23 protein-coding genes and 2 pseudogenes are annotated in these 22,900 nt (G+C 63.1%); 6 read left to right on the forward strand and 19 right to left on the reverse strand.

Features of this window, described 5'->3' with window-relative positions:
- Nucleotides 1-310: 310 nt before the first annotated feature.
- The gene (locus OKW38_RS28305) at nt 311-763 is read right to left on the reverse strand and encodes an HU family DNA-binding protein (RefSeq protein WP_090807144.1); all 453 of its coding nucleotides are present in this window, start codon (nt 761-763) and stop codon (nt 311-313) included.
- A 375-nt stretch (nt 764-1,138) separates the two neighbouring features.
- Nucleotides 1,139-2,626, reverse strand: a complete 1,488-nt coding sequence (locus OKW38_RS28310; protein ID WP_429364215.1) for a PLP-dependent aminotransferase family protein — start codon at nt 2,624-2,626, stop codon at nt 1,139-1,141.
- A gap of 85 nt (nt 2,627-2,711) precedes the next feature.
- Here OKW38_RS28310 and OKW38_RS28315 point away from each other — a divergent pair.
- Nucleotides 2,712-2,900, forward strand: a pseudogene (locus OKW38_RS28315) (carboxymuconolactone decarboxylase family protein); the annotation flags it as partial.
- A 24-nt stretch (nt 2,901-2,924) separates the two neighbouring features.
- Here the strand turns inward: OKW38_RS28315 and OKW38_RS28320 are convergent.
- From OKW38_RS28320 to OKW38_RS28350, 7 genes are all read right to left on the reverse strand, one after another.
- The gene (locus tag OKW38_RS28320) at nt 2,925-3,224 is read right to left on the reverse strand and encodes a hypothetical protein (protein WP_184063128.1); all 300 of its coding nucleotides are present in this window, start codon (nt 3,222-3,224) and stop codon (nt 2,925-2,927) included.
- 88 nt (nt 3,225-3,312) lie between these two features.
- On the reverse strand, nt 3,313-4,248 hold the full coding sequence (gene panE / locus OKW38_RS28325) for a 2-dehydropantoate 2-reductase (RefSeq protein ID WP_429364217.1): 936 nt from the start codon (nt 4,246-4,248) through the stop codon (nt 3,313-3,315).
- A 141-nt stretch (nt 4,249-4,389) separates the two neighbouring features.
- Complete coding sequence (locus tag OKW38_RS28330) at nt 4,390-5,796, reverse strand: efflux transporter outer membrane subunit (protein WP_429365544.1); 1,407 nt, start codon at nt 5,794-5,796, stop codon at nt 4,390-4,392.
- 25 nt (nt 5,797-5,821) lie between these two features.
- On the reverse strand, nt 5,822-7,393 hold the full coding sequence (locus OKW38_RS28335) for a DHA2 family efflux MFS transporter permease subunit (RefSeq protein WP_090810214.1): 1,572 nt from the start codon (nt 7,391-7,393) through the stop codon (nt 5,822-5,824).
- Nucleotides 7,394-7,400: 7 nt separating this feature from the next.
- A complete protein-coding gene (locus tag OKW38_RS28340) occupies nt 7,401-8,501 on the reverse strand; it encodes an HlyD family secretion protein (protein ID WP_429364219.1) in 1,101 nt (366 codons plus the stop codon).
- Between the two features lie 81 nt (nt 8,502-8,582).
- On the reverse strand, nt 8,583-9,005 hold the full coding sequence (locus tag OKW38_RS28345) for a MarR family winged helix-turn-helix transcriptional regulator (RefSeq protein WP_090807154.1): 423 nt from the start codon (nt 9,003-9,005) through the stop codon (nt 8,583-8,585).
- 83 nt (nt 9,006-9,088) lie between these two features.
- The gene (locus OKW38_RS28350; RefSeq protein ID WP_090807156.1) at nt 9,089-9,511 is read right to left on the reverse strand and encodes a MarR family winged helix-turn-helix transcriptional regulator; all 423 of its coding nucleotides are present in this window, start codon (nt 9,509-9,511) and stop codon (nt 9,089-9,091) included.
- Between the two features lie 426 nt (nt 9,512-9,937).
- Between OKW38_RS28350 and OKW38_RS28355 the strand changes: the two genes are divergently transcribed.
- Genes OKW38_RS28355 through OKW38_RS28370 form a run of 4 tightly spaced genes read left to right on the forward strand, consistent with a single transcriptional unit; the run spans nt 9,938 to nt 14,062 of the window.
- Nucleotides 9,938-12,283: a TonB-dependent receptor gene (locus OKW38_RS28355; protein WP_090807158.1), complete on the forward strand. Its 2,346-nt coding sequence runs from the start codon at nt 9,938-9,940 to the stop codon at nt 12,281-12,283.
- Between the two features lie 21 nt (nt 12,284-12,304).
- Nucleotides 12,305-12,928, forward strand: a complete 624-nt coding sequence (locus OKW38_RS28360; protein WP_090807159.1) for a MotA/TolQ/ExbB proton channel family protein — start codon at nt 12,305-12,307, stop codon at nt 12,926-12,928.
- Entirely contained in the window at nt 12,928-13,326 is a 399-nt protein-coding gene (locus tag OKW38_RS28365) for an ExbD/TolR family protein (protein ID WP_090807161.1), read from the forward strand. Before OKW38_RS28360 ends, OKW38_RS28365 begins: the two co-directional genes overlap by 1 nt.
- 31 nt (nt 13,327-13,357) lie before the next feature.
- Nucleotides 13,358-14,062 carry an energy transducer TonB gene (locus tag OKW38_RS28370; protein ID WP_429364221.1) on the forward strand — a complete coding sequence of 235 codons (705 nt, stop codon included), beginning with the start codon at nt 13,358-13,360 and terminating at the stop codon, nt 14,060-14,062.
- Between the two features lie 132 nt (nt 14,063-14,194).
- Here the strand turns inward: OKW38_RS28370 and OKW38_RS28375 are convergent, their stop codons facing one another.
- Both OKW38_RS28375 and OKW38_RS28380 read right to left on the reverse strand, forming a co-directional pair.
- Nucleotides 14,195-15,007: a DUF4377 domain-containing protein gene (locus OKW38_RS28375; protein ID WP_429364223.1), complete on the reverse strand. Its 813-nt coding sequence runs from the start codon at nt 15,005-15,007 to the stop codon at nt 14,195-14,197.
- A 273-nt stretch (nt 15,008-15,280) separates the two neighbouring features.
- Nucleotides 15,281-15,814, reverse strand: coding sequence for a hypothetical protein (locus OKW38_RS28380; protein WP_090807165.1), 534 nt, complete (start codon nt 15,812-15,814; stop codon nt 15,281-15,283).
- An 88-nt stretch (nt 15,815-15,902) separates the two neighbouring features.
- Between OKW38_RS28380 and OKW38_RS28385 the strand changes: the two genes are divergently transcribed.
- Nucleotides 15,903-16,835: a LysR family transcriptional regulator gene (locus tag OKW38_RS28385; protein WP_429364225.1), complete on the forward strand. Its 933-nt coding sequence runs from the start codon at nt 15,903-15,905 to the stop codon at nt 16,833-16,835.
- A gap of 30 nt (nt 16,836-16,865) precedes the next feature.
- Here OKW38_RS28385 and OKW38_RS28390 read toward each other — a convergent pair.
- From OKW38_RS28390 to OKW38_RS28425, 8 genes and pseudogenes are all read right to left on the reverse strand, one after another.
- Nucleotides 16,866-16,943, reverse strand: a pseudogene (locus OKW38_RS28390) (transposase); the annotation flags it as partial.
- Between the two features lie 148 nt (nt 16,944-17,091).
- The gene (locus OKW38_RS28395; RefSeq protein ID WP_090807169.1) at nt 17,092-17,559 is read right to left on the reverse strand and encodes a universal stress protein; all 468 of its coding nucleotides are present in this window, start codon (nt 17,557-17,559) and stop codon (nt 17,092-17,094) included.
- 181 nt (nt 17,560-17,740) lie between these two features.
- Entirely contained in the window at nt 17,741-17,926 is a 186-nt protein-coding gene (locus OKW38_RS28400; protein WP_090807171.1) for a hypothetical protein, read from the reverse strand.
- Between the two features lie 557 nt (nt 17,927-18,483).
- Nucleotides 18,484-18,834, reverse strand: a complete 351-nt coding sequence (locus tag OKW38_RS28405; RefSeq protein ID WP_244144815.1) for a helix-turn-helix domain-containing protein — start codon at nt 18,832-18,834, stop codon at nt 18,484-18,486.
- Nucleotides 18,835-18,856: 22 nt separating this feature from the next.
- Nucleotides 18,857-19,084, reverse strand: coding sequence for a hypothetical protein (locus tag OKW38_RS28410; RefSeq protein WP_429364227.1), 228 nt, complete (start codon nt 19,082-19,084; stop codon nt 18,857-18,859).
- A 737-nt stretch (nt 19,085-19,821) separates the two neighbouring features.
- The gene (locus tag OKW38_RS28415; RefSeq protein WP_429364228.1) at nt 19,822-21,771 is read right to left on the reverse strand and encodes a tetratricopeptide repeat protein; all 1,950 of its coding nucleotides are present in this window, start codon (nt 21,769-21,771) and stop codon (nt 19,822-19,824) included.
- A gap of 4 nt (nt 21,772-21,775) precedes the next feature.
- Complete coding sequence (locus OKW38_RS28420; protein ID WP_429364230.1) at nt 21,776-22,207, reverse strand: hypothetical protein; 432 nt, start codon at nt 22,205-22,207, stop codon at nt 21,776-21,778.
- A 371-nt stretch (nt 22,208-22,578) separates the two neighbouring features.
- Complete coding sequence (locus OKW38_RS28425) at nt 22,579-22,755, reverse strand: hypothetical protein (RefSeq protein ID WP_167368717.1); 177 nt, start codon at nt 22,753-22,755, stop codon at nt 22,579-22,581.
- Nucleotides 22,756-22,900: the final 145 nt, after the last annotated feature.

Genomic DNA, 22,900 nt, shown 5'->3' on the forward strand with positions numbered 1-22,900 from the left:
GCGCGTTGACGTGCCCCCTAACGGCGCATCCGCAGGGCGTCGGATTGCCTCGATCGTACTGTCGTGGATCATGATGCGCCAGTCAGGTGCGTGTGCGCCATCAGGGAGCACACTATGAGAGGGCGCGCTTGCCGTTTCGCCAATGGACTCGACGCGCACTACGAAGCGAGCGCATAAAAAAGTCCCCGTGAATCTTCATCCACGGGGACTTCGATCACCTGCATGCAGGCGCTTTTTCACGCACTCAAACGTCAGGCATGGTTAAACACAACAGCGCCATGCCGACGCCTGAGTCGTGCGAGCAACGCGTTCAGGCTGCCGCTGCGTCCTTCAGCTTCTTCAGCGCGCGTGTCTTGATGCGCACGCTGGCCGGCTTGGCCGGGAACCAGCGCTCTTCACCCGTGAACGGGTCCTTGCCGAAGCGCTTCTTCTTCGCCGGCACAGCCTGCACGACGATCTTCAGCAGACCCGACAGCGTGAATTCGCCAGCGCCCTTCTTGTGCACCGTGCCGAGGATCGTGTCTTCGAGCGCGGCCAGCACGGCCTTGGCGGTCTTCGGTTCCACTGCAGCGCGTTCAGCGATGTGAGCTGCCAACGAGGCCTTCGTGAAGGTGTCCTTGATCGGCGACGGTGCGCCAGACGCCTTCACGGCGACCTTCTTGGCTGCGACGGCTTTCTTCGCAGGAACTTTCTTTGCAGCAACCTTCTTGGTCGGTACCGGGGCAGCAGCCTTCTTGGCCACCTTTTTTGCGGAAGTCGGCATGTTTCTCCTACCTGTTGTGGTCAGTGAATTGCTCGAAGCGCACACCGTATGTGCACGCTTCAACGCCGGATTCTACAAGCGCTAAAGCGATTTGCGCGACTCTTTTATGTATTGCGACGAAGTTTTTTGCGCGGCGCCGACGGTGCAACACGTTTTAGTCCCTGTTTTAGCGCCTAAAACGTGCGTGGCGAGCTCTTTGACATGCAGGAGTAACGCTCGTTACAGTTCGTTTCGGCCGTGGTTTCGAGGCGGTTGCATCGGGGCGAGCCGGTGTTTTCGTCCCTTGAAACAGGGCATTTTCTTCGTTTGACGGGTCAAGCAACGCCCCCCCAACGTTTCGACGATGCCTACGCCTCGCTTGCGGCGAGCTCCGTTTCAGCGTGCGATGCGCTGCAGGATGTCGGCGAGCGTCGTCAGCGCCGTGTCGATATGTTCGGCCGCGATGCTGCCATAGCCGAAGATCAACCCAGGCTGCGGTGTCACGCGATGGTGAAATGGCGCGAGTCCATAGAGGCCGATCGACGCTTCACGCGCGGCGGCAACGAGCACCTCTTCGCCGAGCGACGCCAACGGCCCCCTGAGCCGCGCCGCCAGATGGATGCCGGCGGTCGGCACGATCGGCTCGAACCAGCGTGCGAGACCGCCTTGCAGATGCTCGAGCAGCATCGCGCGGCGGGCCGCGTAAGCCTTGTGCATACGCCGCAGATGGCGCGCGAAGTCGCCATTGAGCATGAACGACGCGAGCGCCGTTTGCGTCAGCGTGCAGCCGTGACAATCGGCGATCTGCCGCGCCTTTAGCAGCGGGCCGTGCAACGACGCGGGCGGCACCAGGTAGCCGATCCGCAGCTCGGGGAAGATCGTCTTCGAAAACGTGCCGACGTAGGCGACGAGGCCGGCGCGATCGAGGCTCTTCAGCGGCTCCATCGGCCGGCCTTCGAAACGGTACTCGCAGTCGTAGTCGTCCTCGATGATGACCGCGCCGCGCTTTTGCGCCCATTCGAGCAGTTCGACGCGACGCTCGAGGCTCATCGGCATACCGAGCGGAAACTGATGCGAAGGCGTCACGTAGACGAGCCGCGCCTTGTCCGGCAGCTTGCCGACGATCAGGCCTTCGCGATCGACCGGTACCGGCACCACGCGCGCGCCGGTCACCTTGAAGCATGCATGCGCGGGCGGGTAGCCGGGGTCTTCGATGGCCGCGATTTCACCGGGCCGCAGCGTGATGCGCGCCATCAGATCGAGCGCGTGCTGCGCGCCCTGCGTGACGATCACGTCTTCCCAGTTGCTCGACACCGCACGGTTGAAAGCGAGGTAGCGCGAGATCGCGAGCCGCAACTGCTGCTCCCCCGCGGCGTCGCGATAGGTGCCGGGGCTGCGCGCCTGGCCGCGTAGCGCATGATTCACGCAGCGGCGCCAGACGTCGAAGGGAAACAGCGTCTTGTCGGTCGCGCCGCCGATGAAGTCGAGCGGCGACGGCACCGACGGCCGCGGCAACGGCAGACTGTCGGGCATCTGCTCCCACAGCGGCTGCGCGCGCGCGGCGGCCTTCGCTTGCGCGGCGGCCCGCTCGCGCGAACGAGCCGCCGCTCGCGCGTGGGCGGAACGCTCAACCGGCAACCGTTCGAGTCCGTCGGCGACGAAGGTGCCCGAACCGGCGCGGGCGCTCAGATAACCTTCTGACAGCAGCCGCTCGAATACGTCGAGCGTGGTCTTGCGCGACACACCGAGCTGCGTCGCGAGATCGCGCGTGGACGGCAGACGCGTGCCGCCGGCAAGGCGCCCTTCGAGAATGCCCGCGCGCAACTGCCGATAAATCTGTCCGGACAGATCGTGATGGCCTTCGACCGCGATGTGAATGTCCATTCGGGTGGTTACCTCAAATAACGGCGAAATGGTTATTTCGACCGACCAGTGGCGAACGCAAGCTTACCGCCACGGACGCCCGACGCGCGAACGCGCGGCGCTCGAATCGACGGAGGCGGTGACGCTGGTCGCGCAAACGCGCGTGCCGGATACGGAATGGGACGCGGTGAAGCCGCATTTCAGCGAGCAGGAAATCAGCGACCTGACGCTGCTGATCGTTGCGATCAACGGCTGCAACCGCATTGCGGTGTCGTTCAGGAAGATGCCGGAGTAAGCGGCGGCGCGTCTTCGCGGAGCTTCAGAAGATCACGGAGACCGCCACCGCGAGCCAGATCGCGGTCACGCCCGCGAGAAACAGATGCCGCGCGATACGCACGCGTGAGTCGCTGTTCTCCGGCTCGACGGGACTCGTCGCCATCCATGGCACGAGGCCCAGGCACGCGAAGCCGGCCAGCGCGAGCACAAAGACCACGACGTCGGCCTTGTGCCAGGCAGTCGGCTCATACATACCCCAGTAGCCGAGAAACACGATGCCGATCGAGAACACGGTCGCGGAAGCGGCGCTGAGCGCGGGCACCGATCCAGTTGGAGCCGGCATGCTTGACCTCCGATCGTCAGGTTGCGGCGGCGCTCGCGTGCGTCGCGCCATCCGCCCGATCCGCGTTCGCGTTGGCCGCGGCGAGCCGTCAGGAAGTGCGGGTCTGGCGAGCTTCGTACGTCTTCAGATGACTATAGGCGATGCGCAGCAGCGACACGCCGTGTTCGTCCTTTTGCGCGTCGCCGCCGCGCGAGATCAGGTCGCCGAGGATATGATCCGCCTCGGTGTGCGAGCGGTTTTCGACGTCGCGCAGCATCGACGCGGTCAGCGGCGACGGCGTCAGCAGCACCTGGGTGGCGCGCACGTCGAAGTCCGCGGCCATCGTGAAGCCGTTGTGCTCGGCCGCCGCGCGGCATTCGCCGAGCAGATTCTCAATCACGCGCTTGCCGTCCGGCGCAGCCAGGATATCGCCGACCGAACCGCGCATCAAGCACGTACTCGCGGCCAATGTGGCGAGGAACACCCATTTTTCCCACATGCGCAGCAGGATGTTGTCGCTGATTGCGACGTCGAAGTTCGCGCCGGACATTGCATCGGCAATCGCCTCGGTGCGCTCCGAGGTGCCTCCCACGAGTTCGCCGAACGTGATCGCGTGCATGTCGTTCAGATGCACGATGTGCTGCTCGGCATCGAGCGTCGCGGCGATCACGCACTGACCGCCGAGCACGCGCTCCTTGCCGAAGCTCGCGGTCAGCACGTCGATATGGCGCATGCCGTTGAGCATCGGCAGGATCAGCGTGTCTTCGCCAACGAACGGCGTGAACGAATCGATCGCGTCGTCGAGACTGTAGGCCTTGCAGCTCAGCAGCACGAGGTCGAACGGCTCGGCGGCGACACCGGCCAGTATCGTCTTCACGTCGGGCAACTGGAGATTGCCGCGCGGGCTGTTGATGACGAGGCCGTCGCTCCGTAGCTTTTCCGCGCGACCGGCGCGTACGAGGAAGGTCACGTCCTGCCCGGCCGCGGCCAGACGTCCGCCGAAATAACCGCCTACCGCGCCCGCTCCTACTACCAGAATTCGCATCTTGAGCCTCTTGAAAGATTTCGATTTGCCGATCATGCGCGTCGCTGGCGGACGCATCTTCATGGTGCCGCGTATTCGGTGCTTGTGCAGGAATGTAGCAAAGATTGGGGGATCGGTTCAGCGTCACGCGCCTCGCTGCCTTCACTGCGCCGCCACCGTTTCCCCCTGCTCCCACCCGCCCCCCAGCGACCGGTACAGCGCGATCGCCGAAAGCGCGTGCTCGCGACGGGCCTGGTTGAGCGACTCCGAGTCGCGCAGATACGCTTCCTGCGCGTCGAGCACATCGAGGAAGCTCGACGCACCGCCCTTATACAGCTCGGTCGACAAACGCAGCGCGTGATTCGACGCATCGAGCGCACCGGCCAGGCGCTGCACCTGCACCGCGCCGCTGACGAGATCGCTGCGATTGTCCTCGACTTCCTTCAGCGCCTGCAACATCGTCTGTTGCAAGCCGAGCTGCGATTCGCGCATGCGGCTCTCGCTCGCGTCGATGTTCGCGGTGATGCGCCCGGCGTTGAAGATCGGGCTCGTCGCATTCAACGCAGCGCTGAACAGGTTGTCGGTCAGCGTCGGCAAGCCAAGGTACGACGATGCGAGCAGCCCATTCGTCAGGTTGATCTTGAACTGCGGATAGCGCTGCGCCTTCGATACCCCCACTTCCGCCGCACGCTGTTCGACGAGCGCATAGGCGGTGCGCACGTCGGGTCGATGCAGCAACGCGTCGGACGGCAACACCTGCGGCGCGCTTTGCGCAGGCACCGGAATCTCGCGCGCGTTGGAAAGCAGCAGCGTATCGAGGCTTTCCGGCGTTCGCCCCGAATACACGGCGATCAGACTCAGTTGATGCTGCACCGCCGATTGCATACGCGGAATCTGCGCCTGCAAGTCCTGCAACTGATTCTGCGCGCGGGCGACGTCGAGCTGCGTCGACAGGCCGTAATGCAGACGCTCCTGCGTGAGCTTCAGCGCGCGGCTGCGAATCTGCTCGTTGTCGTCGAGGATCTGCAATTGCGCCTGCGCCCAGCGTAGATCGATATATGCAGCAGCCGTGTTCGCGGCGAGCGCGAGCCGCAACTGGTTCAGCGCCGCAACGCTACCCGACACCTGCGCCTGTGAGGCGAGCACCGCGAGACGTTCGCCGCCGAACACGTCCGGCGTCCAGCTCGCGGCGAGGCCGAAGCCGGCCTGGCGCACATAGCCGAGCGGCGGCGGCGTGTTCTGCCGCTCGGTCGATGCGCCCGCGTTCGCATTCAGCTCCGGCAGCAGCGCCGCGCGATTCTGCGTCACCAGGTCCTGCGACTGCTTCACGCGTTCGGCCGCGGCCTGCACGTCGAGGTTGCCGGTCAACACCGATTCGATCAGCTGATGCATCACCGGGTCGCCGAATTGCGCCCACCAGGCATCGGTGTTCACGCTGTCTTGCGGCGCGTCGACGCTCCACGCGGCCGGCGCGAGCGTCTGCACCGTATGCGGCAAATCCGCGTGCATCGCGGGTTGCACCGCGCAGGCCGCGAGCGTCAGGAACGCCGCGCTCGCCAGTAACTTCATCACGATTCGTTTCCATGTTGGTCTCCTAATGGGCATCGGGCGGGGGCGCGCTGTTGCCGAACGGGCGCGAAAACAGCACGCTCAGCAAGCCGACCACGAAGCACAGCGCAACCGCCAAAAAGGCGTCCGAGAATGCGAGCACCAGCGCTTCGCGCATCAATGCCGCGTGCAATTCGGCGAGCCCCGCACTCGCGGCGTTCAAGACATCACCACCAACGGCCGACAGATACTCGGCCTGCTTCTGCAAGATCGATTCGACGACCGGACGGCCCGCATTCAGATGTTCGTCGAGCCGTTCGTAGTGCAGGTTCAGACGGTCGTTCAACATCGTGCTGCTGACCGCGATGCCGATCGCACCGCCGAGATTGCGCATCAGATTGAACAGCCCGCTCGCGGAGCGCAGCCGCGACGGCGGCAACGCACCCAGCGCCATCGTCACGATCGGCGGAATACAGAATTGCTGGCCAATTCCCCGCAACGCTTGTGGAATCAGCAACTGCTGCCAGCCCCATTGGTTCGTCAACGGCACGTACAGATAGCAGCCGATGCCAAACAGCGCGAGTCCGAACACCATCAGCATGCGCATATCGACGAAGCGCGCGAGCGTCGAGTAGGCGGCCAGCGCGAGCAACTGAAAACAGCCAACGGACAGCAACGCGAGACCAATCTGCAACGAATCGAAGCCGCGCACGCGCGCAAGAAACACCGGCGTCAGAAACACGGTGCAGAAGATTCCGATCCCGGTAATGAACGACAGCAGACTGCCGATACCGAAATTGCGCAACGCCAGTGCGCGCAGATCGACGATCGGTTCCTTCGCGGTGAACGCATGCACGAGGAACAGAAAGCCGCAGATGGCCGCGACCCACGCGCACAGCACGATCACGTCGTCGCCGAACCAGTTTTTGCGCGGTCCCTCTTCGAGCACGTATTCGAGACAACCGAGAAAACCCGACATCAGCAAGATGCCGAAGTAGTCGCCCTTTTTCAGCAAGGACAGATCGACCTTGTCGATATGCACGTACTTCGGCACCAACAGCGTCACGGCGACGCCCGGTACCAGGTTCAGATAGAACAGCCAGTGCCACGACCATTGCGACGTGATCCAGCCGCCGATCACCGGGCCGATCGTCGGCGCAAGCGACGCGAGCGCGCCGATCGTCGTCGACGCGATCAAACGCTGCTTGCCGGGAAACAGTACGAACGCTGTCGTGAACACGGTCGGGATCATTGCGGCACCGAGCGCGCCTTGCAGACCGCGAAACAGGATCATCGAGTTGATGTCCCACGCGAGACCGCACAGCATGCTGGTGACCGTGAAGCCGAACGCGGAGAAGGTGAAGACCCAGCGCGTCGAGAACACGCGCGTGAGCCACCCCGACATCGGAATCACGATGATCTCCGCGATCAGATACGAGGTTTGCACCCAGGAGAGTTCATCCTGACTGGCGGACAGTCCGCCGCCGATATCGCGCAGCGACGATGCGACGATCTGGATATCGAGCGTCGCCATGAAAAAGCCGACGCACATCAGCGCGAATGCGAAGACCTTGGTGCGGGTCGGCTGGTCGGCGGGGTTGTCAAAAGCGTGAGTCATGATCGGTTCATCCCTGCGCGGCCGGATGGCCCGCATCGAGGTGCACTTTCACGGTCGCGGACAGGCCCGGACGCAGCACGCCCTGCATGTCCTTCGGCACGTCGAGGCGCACGCGCACCGGCACGCGCTGCACGATCTTCGTGAAGTTGCCGGTCGCGTTTTCCGCGGGCAAGACGCTGAAGGTTGCACCGGTCGCCGGTGCAAGACTGTCGACCACGCCGTGCAGCGTTGTGCTCGACGCATCGAGTTCGACGTCGACGCTGTCGCCCGAATGCATTTTGCGCAGCTGATCTTCCTTGAAGTTCGCGTCGATCCATAAACCGCTCGCCGGCACGACGGTCAGCAGCGACACGCCCGTGTTGGCGAGCAGCCCAACGCGAGCGGTGCGATTGCCGACATAGCCATCGATCGGCGAGCGGATCGTCGTGTACTCGACGTTCAACGCGGCGACGCGCTGCGCGGCCTGCGCGGTCGCGATGCGCGCTCTCGCGTCGCCGATCTGAGCGTCGAGCACCGCGATCTGGCGTTGCGCCGCGAGCAGCGCCGCGCTGCTGCGATCGACCGCGGCGCGCGCTTTGGCCAGATCGGCGTCGGCCTTCTCGACGACCTGGTTCGACACCGCGTCGTCTTTCACGAGCTCGCGGTAGCGCGTCTGGTCGGCGGCGCTGCGTGTGAGCTCGGCGCCCGACGCGCGGACCTCGGCGGCCTGCTCGTTGATCGCCGCGAGTTGCAGTGATTTCTTCGCTTCGAGTTCGGTGACGGCGGCCTGCGCGCTCTCCACTTTAGCGCTGGCCTGGGCGAGGCGCGCGTCGTAGTCGCGGGCATCGAGACGCACGAGCACCTGGTTGGCGTGCACGAACTCGTTGTCGTGCACGAGCACGTCGGTGACGAAGCCGTTGACCTTCGGCGCCATCACCGTGACGTCGCCGCCGACGTACGCATCGTCGGTGCTCTCGACGAAGCGGCCGACGAAAAACCAGTACGAAGTGGCAAGCGCCAACACGACGAGAACGGAGAGGATCGCGAGCAGCATCCACGGGATACGCCGCACCTGTCTGGCGGGTTGTACCGCGCTTGGCGGCGCGACGGTCGAAGGAGTTGTGGACATGGTGTCGATATGTGCGTATGCACTCTTCAGATTGAAAAAAACGGCGCAGTGCGCCGGCCTCCGCTATCTTCAGCGTTTATGTCAAAGCGTATCCCGGGTGATCGCAAACAGCTCGGTGCGCAGTGCAGCCGCGCGCTCCTCGCCGAAGCGGTGCTCGAACTCGGCCTGTGCGGCATACCAATGAGCGCGGCCTGCGTCTTGCCGCTCTTCGCCCGCGGCGGTCAGCGAGATCAGCAGCGCGCGCGCATCCGCGCCCATCGCCTCGCTCGACACCAGCCCGTCGCGTCGGAGCGGTTGAATCGTCCGGACCAGCGTGGTGCGCTGCATGCGCATGGCCTCGGCAATCTGCTTCATCGTCATCGGACCGGTGCGCTTCAGGCGCCCCAGCAGCGAAAACTGCGTGATGGTCAGCCCGACATTCGACAGGTGCCGGTCGTAGATCTGCGATATATGACGCGCGGCCTGGCGGATCGCAAAGCAGTCGTCGTCGAAAAGCGCTTCCATTCGCTGCACTTCCTTTGCTCGTTAGTGCATATGCACATTAAGAGGCGTCATAAAACCCGCCGAAGCGGGTTCCTACGCGCGATCTAACCGGTGATGCTGAACAGCTCGGTACGCAGCGTCTTTGCGCGGGCGCGGCCGAACTTCTTTTCGAATTCGTCCTGCGCGGCGCGCCATGCGACGGAGGCCTGATCGAACGTCGTCTCGCCTTTTTCCGTCAGGCTGAACAGCAACGTGCGGTTGTCGTGGTCCGCCGCCTCGGCCAGCACGAGGCCGTCGCGCTGCAGGGGCTTCATCGCGCGGACCAGCGTGGTGCGCTCCATCACCATCGCGTCCGCGAGCTCCGCCATAGGCAGGTTCGGTGTGCGCGCGAGCTTCGCGAGGATCGTGAACTGCGCAGCGGTCAGCCCGACGCTGCCGAGATGGCGCTCGTACATCTGCGTGACGTGCCGCGCCGCCTGGCGCAGCGCGAAGCAGTTGCATTCGTCGTAGGAGAGAGGACGGTTCATGGAGCGAAGTTTATGTGTGCATATGCACTGTGTCAAGTTTTTCGAATGGCAACGGGCAAATGCCTCACCCGTTGCGCTACGGCGGCCTTCATTTTGCGACTTGCCACCTGTAATTGTTATGTTATAACATGACCAAAAATTGGCGCTGCAGCCCTGCCAGCCCTGCCGTTTTTCACACCGGCCCACTGCGACGCCCAACAAAATCCGTCCGACCTATGAGCGGACAGTCCATGCTCAACGACCACTTATGACCGTCATCGCCATTACCGTTCTCATCGAAAAGTAGTCCTGATCGACGGGCCTGCTATCGCGCGTCGTCAACCTCCAGTTCGCCTGTCCTTCCCCTGCCGGCCAGGGGCGAGGTGGGTGAGCTTTTGCCGAACGCTTCTGTTTATCAACGCATCGTCCTTAGCGCGAGCAACAACAATGAAAAACCGCACACTGACCGCACAGGCGGCGATCGTGTTCTGTACCGCCATCTCGAACGCATGGGGTGCGCCAGGCAACGCCATGTTGACGGGCACGGTCTCCGATCCCGCGGGCCATCCCGTCGCTCACGCGAAAGTGGAGGTACAGGACGCGAGCGGCGCCTCCATCGGCACGTCGAACACGGACACGTCGGGCCACTTCTCGATCGACGGCGTGGCGCCCGGCACGTATGCGGTCGTCGTCACCGCGGCCGGTTTTGCAAGCGGCAGCAGCATCGCGACCGCCCAGTCCGGCGCCCCGGCGAGCGTCAGCGTACAACTGCAAAAGAGCGATACACTCGACGTGCAGGTCAACGCACAACGTCTGAACGCTGCCCGCAACGGCTTGCTGCCCGAAACGGGCAGCAGCGTCTATCGCTTCACGCAGGCGGACATCGACACGATGCCGGCGGGCGCGAACACGCCGCTCAATCAGGTGCTGCTGCAAGCGCCCGGCGTCGCCAACGACTCGTACGGCCAGCTGCACGTGCGCGGCGAGCACGCCAATTTGCAATACCGGATCAACGGCATCATCATTCCGGAGCCGATCAGCGGCTTCGGCCAGTCGCTCGACACGCGCATCATCGATCAAATGAACCTGCTCACTGGCGCCCTGCCCGCGCAGTACGGCTACCGCACAGCCGGTATCGTCGACATCCGCACCAAATCGGGCGACACGGGCAGCGGCGGCTCGATCGACGTATTCGGCGGCAGCCATCAGACCGTCAAAACGAGCGCCGACGTGTTCGGCAGCGAGGGACCGTTCAGCTACTACCTGAGCGGCTCGCTCGGCATGAACAATCTCGGCATCGAGAATCCGACGGCGAGCGCCAGTGCGATTCACGATCACACGCGCCAGGGCAATGCATTCGGCTATCTGTCGTATCTGATCAATCCGCTCACGCGTGTGAGTCTGTTGTTCGGCGCGACCAGCAACCAGTTCGAGATTCCGAACACGCCGGGGCTCACGCCGAACTTCGCGCTCAACGGCCACAGCACGTTCGATTCGTCGCAACTGAACGAAACGCAATCGGAGCTGAACAATTTCGCGGCGCTCGCGCTTCAAGGCACCAACGGCGGCGCGCTCGATTACCAGGTCGCCTTCTTTACGCGCTATACGCGCACGAAGTTCAACCCCGATCCGATCGGCGACCTGATGTTCAACGGGGTAGCATCGGAGGACTTCCATAGCAACACAGCCAACGGCGTGCAGGTCGATACGACCTGGCGCATCAACGACAGTCACACGGTTCGCGCGGGCGTCTTCTTCCAGCAGGAACACGCGATATTCGACAATAACGTGTCTGTGTTCCCCGCCGACGCGGACGGCAACCAGCTCTCCGACGTGCCCTTCAACATCCAGGACAGCAGCAGCAAGACCGGCTATCTGTACAGCCTGTACGCGCAGGACGAATGGAAGCTGACCGACCGGCTCACGCTGAACTATGGCTTGCGCTACGACCGCATGGACGAGTACACGAGCGCGAGCCAGTTGAGCCCGCGCGTCGGCCTCGTCTACACGCTCACGTCGTCGACGACGCTGCACGCCGGCTACGCGCGCTACTTCACGCCGCCGCCGTTCGAACTCGTGTCCGGCTCGACGATATCGAAGTTCGACGGCACGACGAATCAGAGTTCGGTAACGCAGAACGATCCCGTACAGCCGGAACGCAGCCACTATTTCGATCTCGGCATCACGCAGAAACTCGGCCCTGCGGTCACGCTCGGACTCGACGCGTACTACAAGAAATCGACCGACCTGCTCGACGAAGGACAGTTCGGCTCCGCGCTGATCTACACGCCGTTCAACTACCAGTACGGCAGAACGTATGGCGTCGAATTCACCGCCAACTACAAACAGGACAATCTCTCCGCGTATCTGAACCTCGCGTATAGCCGCGCGCAAGGCAAGAACATCAACTCCGCGCAGTTCAATTTCAGTGCGGACGAACTGGCGTACATCTCGAACAACTGGGTGTACCTCGATCACGACCAGCGCGTGACCGCATCGTTCGGCGCGGCATACGACTTCCACCAAACCACCTTCACGTTCGACGGAATCGTCGGCTCCGGCCTGCGCAGCGGCTTTGCGAACACCGATCGCCTGCCCGTCTATGCGCAGTTCAACCTCGGCGTAATCCAGCACTTCAACGAGCCGATGATCGGCAAGTTCGACGCGCGTCTGGTGGTGATCAACGCATTCAACCGCGTGTACGAGTTGCGTGACGGCTCGGGCATCGGCGTCGGCGCGCCGCAGTACGGTCCGCATTTCGCGGTTTATGCGGGCGTGACCAAGTACTTCTGATCGACGGCAGGGAGAATCATCATGCAGGAATGGACAGGCTTTATCGCGGCGATGCGCACCGGCGGATGGATCATGTATCCGCTCAGCGTGCTCGGCGTGCTCGCATTGACCATCATCATCGAGCGGGCGTATGTGTTTGCCCGCTTCGCAAGCGCACCGGCGCGTGTTTTGCAACCCACGTCGTCAGCCGATGACAACCGTCTCGACCGCCTCGCCCCGCACCACGCGTTTCGGCGCATGGCCGCGCCGTGGCTGTCGGAATCAGACTCGCCGCTGTGGCTGCGCGAGGCGTCGGCGCAATCGATCGCGTCGCAGATCGAGCGCGACATGGGCCGCGGTCTGTGGCTACTGGAGACGATCGTCACGGCGGCGCCGCTGCTCGGCTTGCTCGGCACGATCGTCGGGATGATGAAGTCATTCCAGCTGTTCGGCGGCAATGGACTCGTCGATCCGGGCGGCGTCACGGGCGGGGTGGCGCAGTCGCTGGTGGCGACCGCGATCGGACTGATCGTCGCGGTCTTCGCACTGTTCGCGTTCAACTATTTTTCACGGCGGCTCGAGCGTCTGATGGATGAACTCGAACTGTTCGCCAACGCGCGACTCAGCGCGCTGCGCCTGCAACAAGAGGCGCGAGGCGAGCGCTGATGAAACTCAAACGCTCGCGCGCCTCGCGGCGCGGCCGCATCGAAATCATTCCGATGATCGACGTGATGTTCTTTCTGCTCGCGACCTTCATGCTCGCCTCGCTGGCGATGCAACGTCTCGACGCGGTGCGGATCAACCTGCCTTCGGGACGCGCGCAGCCGATCAGCACGAGCGAGCCGCTGACGATATCGGTGAACGGCAACAACGAGGTCTCGATCAATCGCCACGTCGTTCGCGCGGATCAGATCGAGCCTGAAGTGAAGCGCCTGCTGCGCGCGGACGGCAACGTCGTCATCGCGGCCGACGATCACGCGGGTCACGGCGCGGTCGTGCAGGCCATGCTCGCGGCGCGACGCGCGGGCGCCGAACACTTTCTGATCGCCGTGCATCGTGATTAAAGCTTGCCGCGAGCTGTCCGAGGGGCACGTTGTGGGAACGCTGCGTACCGCCGTCGCCTGTCTGATCTCGCTGGGTATCTGGCTTCTGGTGCTGGCGGCGCTCTCGTCCGGGTTGCTGAAGTCGAGTCAGCCAGCCCCACCGCCTGCTCCACTGGATATGCGCGTGGTCGTGCTCGACGAGCCTGCGCCGCCTGAATCCCGTCCGTCGCAAACTCCGGTTGCGGTTCCAGCGGAACAGGCGCCACGGCACGCGCAGACGCAATCGCGTACCTCAGCGCATCGCGCGGTGCCGCCTGTGCCAACCAGGCCGCAGACGCTGACGACGCCCGCTGCCGCAGCGCCGTCGGCACCGGTTGCTAGTCAGGCACAACGCCCGTCGCAAGACGAGCAGCCGGAACAAACGGCCGCCGCGGGATCGCAGCAATCATCCGCACAGCGCGACGCCGCTCCAGCCGCCTCGGCAAGCTCCAACACCGCGGCCCGCTCCATCTCGCAACCGCTACCGACGCTGCCCGACGACTTGCGCGAGCAGGCCTATCAGACGATCGCGACAGCCCGCTTCACGATCCACGCCGACGGCTCGGTCGATGTCGAGCTCATTCACGCGACGCCGAACCCCCGTCTCAATCAGCTGCTGCTCGAGACGTTGCGGCGCTGGCGCTTTTTTCCCGCGCTGCGCGATGGCCGGCCCGTCGAAAGCACGCAAAACATCCGCGTGCATTTCAACGTCAGTTGAACAGCGCCTACTGGCTTGCGCAGGTGAAATTCGCCGCGACGTTCACGTCTACAGTGAGCCTCGTTGCGTACATCGCAACCAACGTCGACCCAGGAGGCCGCCAATGTGCCTGGCGGCACGTTTGAAGAAGCATTACTGCCCGACCTTCTCCGATTCGACGACCAGGTCCAGCACATAAGCGACCGACGGCCCATCGGCAGGCGGGTTCCTGACTGTGAAACGCTTCACGCGCACGACGTTACGGATGCCCGGCGTGTGCGTATAGCCTTCGATATCCTGATTCAACGGGTGCCACGGACCAGGCGTGCCGGTCGCCAGGCCCTGCTCGTCGAAGAAGCGATCGCGCACGAGCAGACATTGCGCGTTCGGCATCAACGGATGGTTGCACGGCACGGACTGCGCCGCCACTTCAAGGAACGCTATTTGACCGGGGCCGCCGTAGCGCGTCTCGGCCGTGGGCACACCGGTAAAGCTCAGCGTGTCGCCGCTATCGGTGACCAGTTGCAGGCTCGGCGCGTTGTCCCGCGCGAGCAGGGTCACGTTGACGCTGCCGCGCACACGCTGCGAGATCGCATCGTCGAGTGCGGCAAGCGCGGCATCGTGGCAGGCCATCATCGTGCTGACCATCGGGCCGATCTGCAAATACCCTTTCCTGACGGTGTAACCCGCTCCCATGCTGTTGCAGCTATTGACGACGGTGATCCGGTACGGACTGAAGTCGAGCTGCACTGGCCTGTCTGGGCGCACGAACAGGGCATCGATGTGCGTGCCATTGCGATCGATCGCGTTGTTCAGTTGCCAGTGGTATCGGGTCAACAGATCGGTGCCGGTCGGCGACGCCGGGTTGGCGGCGGCCGTGGTTGCCGATGGCGCCGGCGCGGTCACTTCCGGTGCCTGTGCGCAGGCGGCGAGAACGAGCGGCAGCAATAGCATGCAGTATTTCACGTCGGCACCTCGCTGAGTTCAGTGGTCGTTCCGGGCGGTTGCTCGCGTCGTCGGGCCAAGGGACGCGAGAATCAGGTCGCATGCATGAAAGCCGGAAGTGCCAGTGAAGGGTACCACCCGGCCGCATCAGGCCGGGTTTGCGCACCTGCTTGGTTCAGGCCGCGAGCATCGACTCGACGACCGACAGCATAACGCAGGTGGAAGGCGTAAAAACGTCGCTCGATGCTGATCGGATTCCTCGTTACGTGGCCGAACTGCGGCCAGTGCAGCAGGCTACGCCTGGGAAATGTCACGGCCGACGGAAGGACGGGCGTGACGCCGCTTCAGCCGAGGGCGCAACATCAGATAGAAGGCGGCAACATGCGTGATCGCCAGCGTCGGCACATAGATGATCGGAATCGCGTACAAGGCGCCCAGCTCGCCTGCATGCGCGGGCAGATCGGCCGCGGTTGCGTGGTAGTAGTCGATGATCAGGTCGGCCATACCAACAAGATTGAAAGCGACGACGAACGACCAGAAAAGCGGACGTATCCGGGCCGTCAGCAACGCCAGCATCGCCAGCACCCCCGTGGCGAAATCCCCATAGGCGGCGAACACGGCGAAGCTCGCGGACAGTTGCGGACTGACGACACCAGGCAACAGAAAGGCGAGCCCGAAGAAGCGGAAGCTGTGCAACGTGGCGATCGCGCGTTGCGCGTCGAACGGAGCCATCGACTTGAGCTTCGGCCACACGTAGGTGCCGAAGCACAGCAGCCAGGCGAGATAGCCCAAAACGAGGTGCAACTGGAACAGAAGCCGCGATGACATGGTGCCTCCTTGTCAAGTGTTGGACGCGCAGGTGTTAGGTGTACCATCGTCTCGCGCGGGTGACTATTCCTCACAATGTTGACAGGCTATGAAGCAGAACTTCACAGTCAGGCAGGGCGCGCTCGACGGCGTCGAAGTCTTCCTCAGCGTTGCCGAGCATCGCAGTTTTCGCGGGGCCGCCGCGCAACTGGGCGTGACGCCGTCGGCCGTCAGTCAGGCGGTGCGTGTGCTCGAAGCCCGCCTCGGTGCGACGCTCTTCATCCGCACCACGCGCAGCGTCGGCTTGACCGAAGCCGGCGAGCGCTTTCTCGCTCGCGCCAAGCCCGCCTTCGAGGAACTCGTCGCCGCCAGCGAGGTGGCGCGCGGACTCGGCGAGCGACCGTCCGGCCTGTTGCGTCTTTCCGTGCCGCGTGCAGTCGTGCCGATCCTGCTGGAGCCGCTGATCGCGTCATTCTGCAAGGCCAATCCCGAGGTCGAGGTGGAAATAGCGGCCAGCAAGGAGCTGATCGATCTCGCGACGGAAGGCTTCGACGCCGGCATCCGGCTCGGTCAGTTCGTCGCCGCCGACATGGTCGCGGTGCCGCTCACGGCACCGTTCCGTTTTGTCGTCGTGGGAAGTCCTGCCTATTTCGCGGCGCGCGGCCGCCCCGAGCAAATGGACGACCTGCGCGAGCATGCATGCATTCGCTGGCGGCGCTCCAGCGGCGCGCTCGCGTTGTGGTCGTTCAACGATAACGGCCAGCCGATCGAGATCGCCGTCTCCGGTCCTTTCATCGCCAGCGATTTTCCGAGCGTGCTGGGCGCGGCGATCGAAGGCGTTGGCCTTGCCCAGCTACCCGAGCCGATGGTCGCCGAGGGGTTGCGAACGGGAAAGCTGGTGGACGTTCTGAAGGCGTACGCGCCGATGGTCCCGGGTGTGTTTCTCTACTATCCGAGCCGCCGCCAGATCATGCCGAAGCTGCGTGCGTTCATCGATCATGTGAAGAGCCGCGCGACGCGCTCGATGCCTGGCGACAGTTGACGAAGTTGATGATGTCGTCGAGGAAGCTCAAAGGTCTTCGCATAGCCGTCGCTCGGACCGGACACCGAAGCAGTAACCGACGATCAGCATGCGAATCATGAGCTCCGGCGTTTCGGCAGCGAGCTGATAGGTGCGGCCATGCGAGCTTTTGTTCGTCAACGCAAGCGTTCTCAGCGTCTCTACGCTCAAGCCGCTTCCAGCTTGCGAGATCGGTCGCGTTTGTCCTGAGCCCATCATCTGCAGCAGTTTGCGGATTTTATGCCGATGGTGCTTCGCTCTCATGCCGCGATTTTTTCATCGTCGCCGGATCGCGCACGATGGTGACCGCGCACGGCGCGTAGGCGAGCACCTGGCGGGCGACCGAACCGATCAGCCAGCGATCGAACGGCGTATGTCCACGATGCCCCACCACGAGATGGTCGATAGCATGCCGCTCCGCGTACAGCACGATCTCCCTTGCCGGCGGGCCGACCACCAGATCGAACTCCACGGCCCCGATCGAAGCGGCGAGCTTCGCCTTGATGTCGTCGAGGATCGCGGTGGCATGGCGCACTTCCAGATCGATCAGACTTTTTCGCTCAACTTCTATCGCACCCCAGTCCGGCGTGCGCGCGACGACGAGCACATGCAAGCGCGCGTCGAAACGCTTCGCGAGATCGACCGCGAAAGCAACGGCATATTGCGCGGACGCCGACCCGTCATAACCTACCAGCACGTTCTGCATGATCTGCTCCTGTGCGATTCAAACTGGGCCGTGACTTTGTTGGACGAAATGCATCGAGCCATTTGCGTGAACCGCGAGCGCTCCCCGACTTCACGGCGTCGGCGCGAAAGCATGCGCGAACCACTCGCGAACCTGCCGCGTGGATTGTCATGCGGACGACGTCGGCACCTGCGGCGTTGAATCAGTTGTCGTCGCTTCTGGACGGGAGGTGCTCGTGAGGCTCGGGCTCTGCCGCGTCGGCGTTAGGAAGGTCGTCTGGGGCCGGATTTTTCAGGCCCTTCGGATCGGGCTGGCGAGTCTTGCCGGCGGAAGTTTTCGCGGGGTCGAGAGAGGTGCCGGTCGGCTCAGCGGATGGATTGGAGGTCATGATGTGCTCCTGCGCTGATGAATACAGCTTCTACCATGATAGTTCACCTGGCCGATTTGAGGCATACGCGCTGTCACGCCAGCACTACCGTCACGCCCGCCCGCTGTTTCTAGCCACGCTAACCACAGGATCGCCCCGCGCGCCTTTTGTTGCCGCTGGCGGTGCACGCAAGCGGGCCTACCGAGGAAAATTCCGCGTTCCGAATCACACCGAAAATGCACGGGAAGAAACGCCCGACGGCCTTCGTGAGGACGCGGGCGGGAGTCGTAGGTTGATGGAATCCTTGCACATAGCCTTACTGCGGGCCGGCGCCCTGCTTGAAAGCACCGCACGGCAACTGCCAGTCAATGGGCAACGTCGGGATCGACTCGGGGTAGTCCGATGACAGCGCCAAATGGGCCACCGTCTCGTCGTACTCGTAAGCCTTACCCTCGTTGGCCAACTGACGCACCGTCCGGCACACGCGCCCGATGATTGGCGTAGTTCGGCCCAGTTCCAGCCGTTCGACACGGGCATTCAAAATCGTTTAAAACGTAGTCAGACATGACTCTTTCTCATCACTCACCCTGACGGGTGCCCTTGCGATAGTCAGAAGGACTACTGCCGGTCCAATGTTTAAATGCGCGGCAGAAACTGGTGGCGTCGGAAAAGCCAAGATCGAACGCCAGCACTGCCACGCTCGTGTTCGAGTTTGTCCGCCGATGGACAGCGATATCCCTTCGCAGTCCGTCTTTCACGAGCTGGAAGACTGGACATTCAGCGCATTTCATCACGGTTCCATCGTGGCTAAAACGCGCGACTATCTTGAACAGAATATTGCGCAGCCGGTAACCATACAGGATCTTGCGCAGGCATTGCACACATCTGTACGCACGCTCAACCGTAGATTCGCAGAGGAAGGAACGCACCCGAGTGCCCCCGCGCACCAGACTAGCGATAGTTGACGAAGTCGATCAGGTCATTGAGGAACCAGGGCAGAATAAGTTGCGTGTCGGAATAGCTGGTGCCGACAGTGAGTCTCGGTGGTCTTGACGTGGAGTCAGCGGACGGTGCGCCGTCTGGAATGTGCAGGATGTAGGCGTTCGTATCGACCGCCGGCTGATTGTTCGCCGGAGTCGATGTGCAGCCGGAAGCGAGAACGACGAGAACTGCTGCCAAGCAACGAGACTTCATGAGCGGGTGAACTCCGGCGACGTTTTCTACATTATGGCTGAACTGACTTGAATACCGGCAACGAACTGAACCCCATCGCAAAGTCAACACCATTACGCCCAATGTCGTCCGATGTGCGCCCGCCGCCGACGATCGTCCCAGGGCTGGTGGCCGAACAGATGTACCCGGACGAGCTACGCAATGGACCGAACCGCCTGAGTGCGCGACTAGGGCTTGCGCAGGTGGTCGGAAGAAAACAGAAGCACTGGCGCCGCCACCTACCGGCGCTCTCGCGCGCTTGGAATCTTTGAGAGTCCGTGCTGCGCCGCTGTGCCACGCACTTGAACAGCGTTATGGTTTTCGCCGCCTTGATGTAATGACCCGGTGGGAGCAGCAATCGCAGGGCTTATCTGGACCGCAGAGCCACGGTGAAGGAACGTGATGGCCGGATTGCCGGCGCGAATTCGCTAGACTGACGCGGATGTCGCCGGCCGGCCATGAACGGTCCTTGACAGTCGCATGGCGAAAGTCTCCTGATGAGTGACGAGTCGCCATTTAGCAAAGCGACGGGGTGACTCACGGTTCGTCGGTCGAGCCAACTCCGTTTCCGCACGTTGTGTACGGCGGCCTAGATTCCGAAGGAGAGTTCGTGCCCGCGGATCCGTATGGTTCAAGCGCATCGCGCCAATTGACGTACCTATTCCAGTCTCGAATGATCTCCGCCCGCAGGAGAGGTGAATCTTTTACGGCGACTTGCGCTGGCGCTCTGCAATCAATCTACCGAGCGCGCCCAATGACTCGTCGAAGTAGGTATCGAGATCACTAATGCCGGCACTTTGGTACGCACTACGCGACGAGTCGATCGCTTTCTGCGCTTCCTGCAGGCGGGCCGTGCCACTCTCCCTCTCGCCGAGTTTCCAGAGCAAAGTTCCCAGGCTGAACTGGATCGTCGCAAAGCCCAGCGGATCTCGCTCGTGCGTGCGTTCAGCTAGCGCCTCGTGGTAGGCCGCCACCGCTGCTTCCAGATGGGCGGGGTCATTCTCGAGTTCGCCCAGCGTCGCGAGCGCGTTTCCCAGGTTGTGTTGGGTCGTCGCCCAGTCCAGCGGGACGCGCTTGCACGAGCGTTCAGTTAGCGCCGTCTGGAAGGCTGCCACGGCTGCTTTCAGGTGGGCGGGGTCATTCTCGAGTTCGCCAAGCGTCGCGAGCGCGTTTCCCAGGTTGGCCTGAATCATTGCCCAGAACAGCGGGTCTCGCTCGCTCGAGTGTTCAGTCAGCGCCTCGTAGTAGGCCGCCACCCCTTCCAGCAGGCGGTCCGAGTTTCTCTCGCACCGGCCTTGCATCGCGAGCGCGTTTCCCAGGCCGGACTGAATCGTCGCCCAGAACAGCGGGGCTCGCTCGCGGGTGCATCCAGTCAGCGCCTCGTGGTAAGCCGCCACCGCATCCGCAAGGCGGCCCGTGCCGCGCTCCCGCTCGCTCAGCCTCAAGAGCGCATTTCCGAGATTGTGTTGGATCGTCGCCCAGAACAGCGGGTCTCGCTTGCTCGTGACAGTCAGCGCCTCATGGAAGGCCGTCACCGCCTCCTCCAGGCGACCCGTGTCACTCTCGCGCTCGCCGAGGCTCACGAGCGCATTTCCGAGATTGTTCTGGGTCGTCGCCCATCCCAGCGGGACGCGCTCGCGCGTGCGTACAGCCAGCGCCTCATGGTAGGCCGCCAATGCCTCCTTCAGGCGGTCCTTGCCGCTCTCCCGCTCGCCTAGCTTCGCGAGCGTATTTCCGAGGTTATTCTTGATCGTCGCCCAGCCCAGCGGGTCTCGTTCGGGCGTGTATTCAGTCAGCGCCTCGTGGTAGGCCGCCACCCCTTCCAGCAGGCGGTCCGTGCCTCTCTCCCGCTCGCCTAGCTTCGCGAGCGCTGTTCCGAGGTTGCTCTGGATCTTCGCCCATTCCAGCGGGAAGCGCTCCCGCGGTGCGTCGGCGAGTGCCCGGCGGCTGCTCGCGATCGCAGCGACAAGTGCATCGTTGTTTCCGGAACGATCCCCGAAGTCAAACAGTGTTGCTGCAATGTTCAACGCGTATGCTAAGCGCGGCGCGGGATCATCAATGGGCGCAAGCACGCGCAAGCCTTCAAGGAACCGCGCATAGGCTTCCGTGACGTTGCGTTGCCCCAAGGCAGCCCGGCCGAGTAAGGCGCAGGTCTCGGCCTCTGACCGCAGTCCGGCGATCCACTCCTCGTGTGCTTCTTGCGCCCTGCGACGTCTTTGCTCAGAGATCACGCTCTTTTTTGTGCGGATATCGTTCAGTAGGCTTGTCGCTTTGTCGAAGGCACCTGCATCTAAAGCAGCAACCGCTTGCTGCCTCAGTTCCGCAGTCTCGCCGTCCTCGCTGGCTGTCAGATCCTGGCGCATGGCGCGATATTGCGTAGCGATGGCGATCAACGTGTCTGTCCATCGGTCCGACGGGACATCGTCGTGGCCGGCGATGTGGAGCGTCATCCGCACCGCTTCGCGGGTCATGCCAAGTTGCTCGGCTAATTCTTTGAGCTGCGGCGCATATTGCTGGACAAGTCCATCGCGCTCAGCTTTGATGAGTTGCGCGACGTCTGCCGCGCTGACGCCGACAGAAAGATGCTCTCCCTGCAACACGACAGCATTGTTGCCAACATCGCCGACCTGGAATAGCGGCAGCTCGGAGGGCATGGCGCTATTTCACAAATGTGTCAATTGCCGCCTTGGTGACCGCCTCGGACACCGTGCCGATGGTCTTTTGCGCCGCCTCGCTTTTGAGGATGTCGCCGATCGCGTTGCCTACCCAGGACGCAGTGCTGCCGAACCACGACCTGGCATCGAGCAGCGCGCGACGGAGCGCACCAGGTGATTCCTGAGCCGTGGCAAGGCCTTCGGCAACCGCCGTGGTCTTCTCCTTCGCAAGCGCGCGGGTGTCATCATCGAATGACGCGTCTTTGTCGATCTGCTCCAACAATGCGGCGAATTGCCGAGAGAGCGTCTCGCCTTCTGGCAAGCCGGCGAGCCCTTCGACCCATGAGATGTTCTCGCCCTGTGCAACGCGGGCGCCCTTGCCGACATCGCCAATATGATAGCTACGTTCCGGTGCTGGGTTCGGCTCGTCGGCCATGGATACCTCCTCTGTCGACACGCGGGGCGGCCGCCCCCGTCCATGCAAACATCCTCGTGTTTCATTGTAGCGCCGCTCACTGCAAGGGGCACAACGGCAACTTTGGAGCGGGGTACGGACATTCGCAGAAACCAACCGAGCGGCAGGTCAGGGCCGATCAGCGACATTCGAAACGCCGCTTCTGGACGACCTGTCCCGCCTCCGCTGGCAGGTACCTGCCCAGCTGTGACCAGTATCACCGAATGCGGGGCAGGCTACCTATATCGCAAGATTGTCGGTCACGAACCACGTCTCATCCGTGCTCGCGCCGGACAGCCAATTCACGTCAAGCCACCTTCTAAAGCCCGACGCCATACAAGGGTTGCGGATGCCTACTTGCCGCCGATGCCGACCTTGCCGCGCCCGACCTTTCGATGCGGCACACAGGGGCGCAGCCTCTTCCTTGAGCTAGCCGTCAATGTGACGTGCTCCGCAGGGTAGCGGGTCGTCCTGTTCAGCGCGGCCTGATAGGCGGAATGGCCCGGATCGATGCGCTTGAGAGCTGACATCACTGACTCCTCCTCAGAGGATTCTAGTCCGAAACGGCACGGCGGTTATGTCGCCTTCCTGAACATGCTGTAGTCGAAGTCCGCGACCCGGCGCTCGGCGAACCCGGGCGTGCCCTTGACGATTGCCATGCGCTCGTTCCGGTGT

Source organism: Paraburkholderia sp. MM5496-R1 (genome assembly GCF_050436205.1).
GTDB classification, from domain to species: domain Bacteria; phylum Pseudomonadota; class Gammaproteobacteria; order Burkholderiales; family Burkholderiaceae; genus Paraburkholderia; species Paraburkholderia tuberum.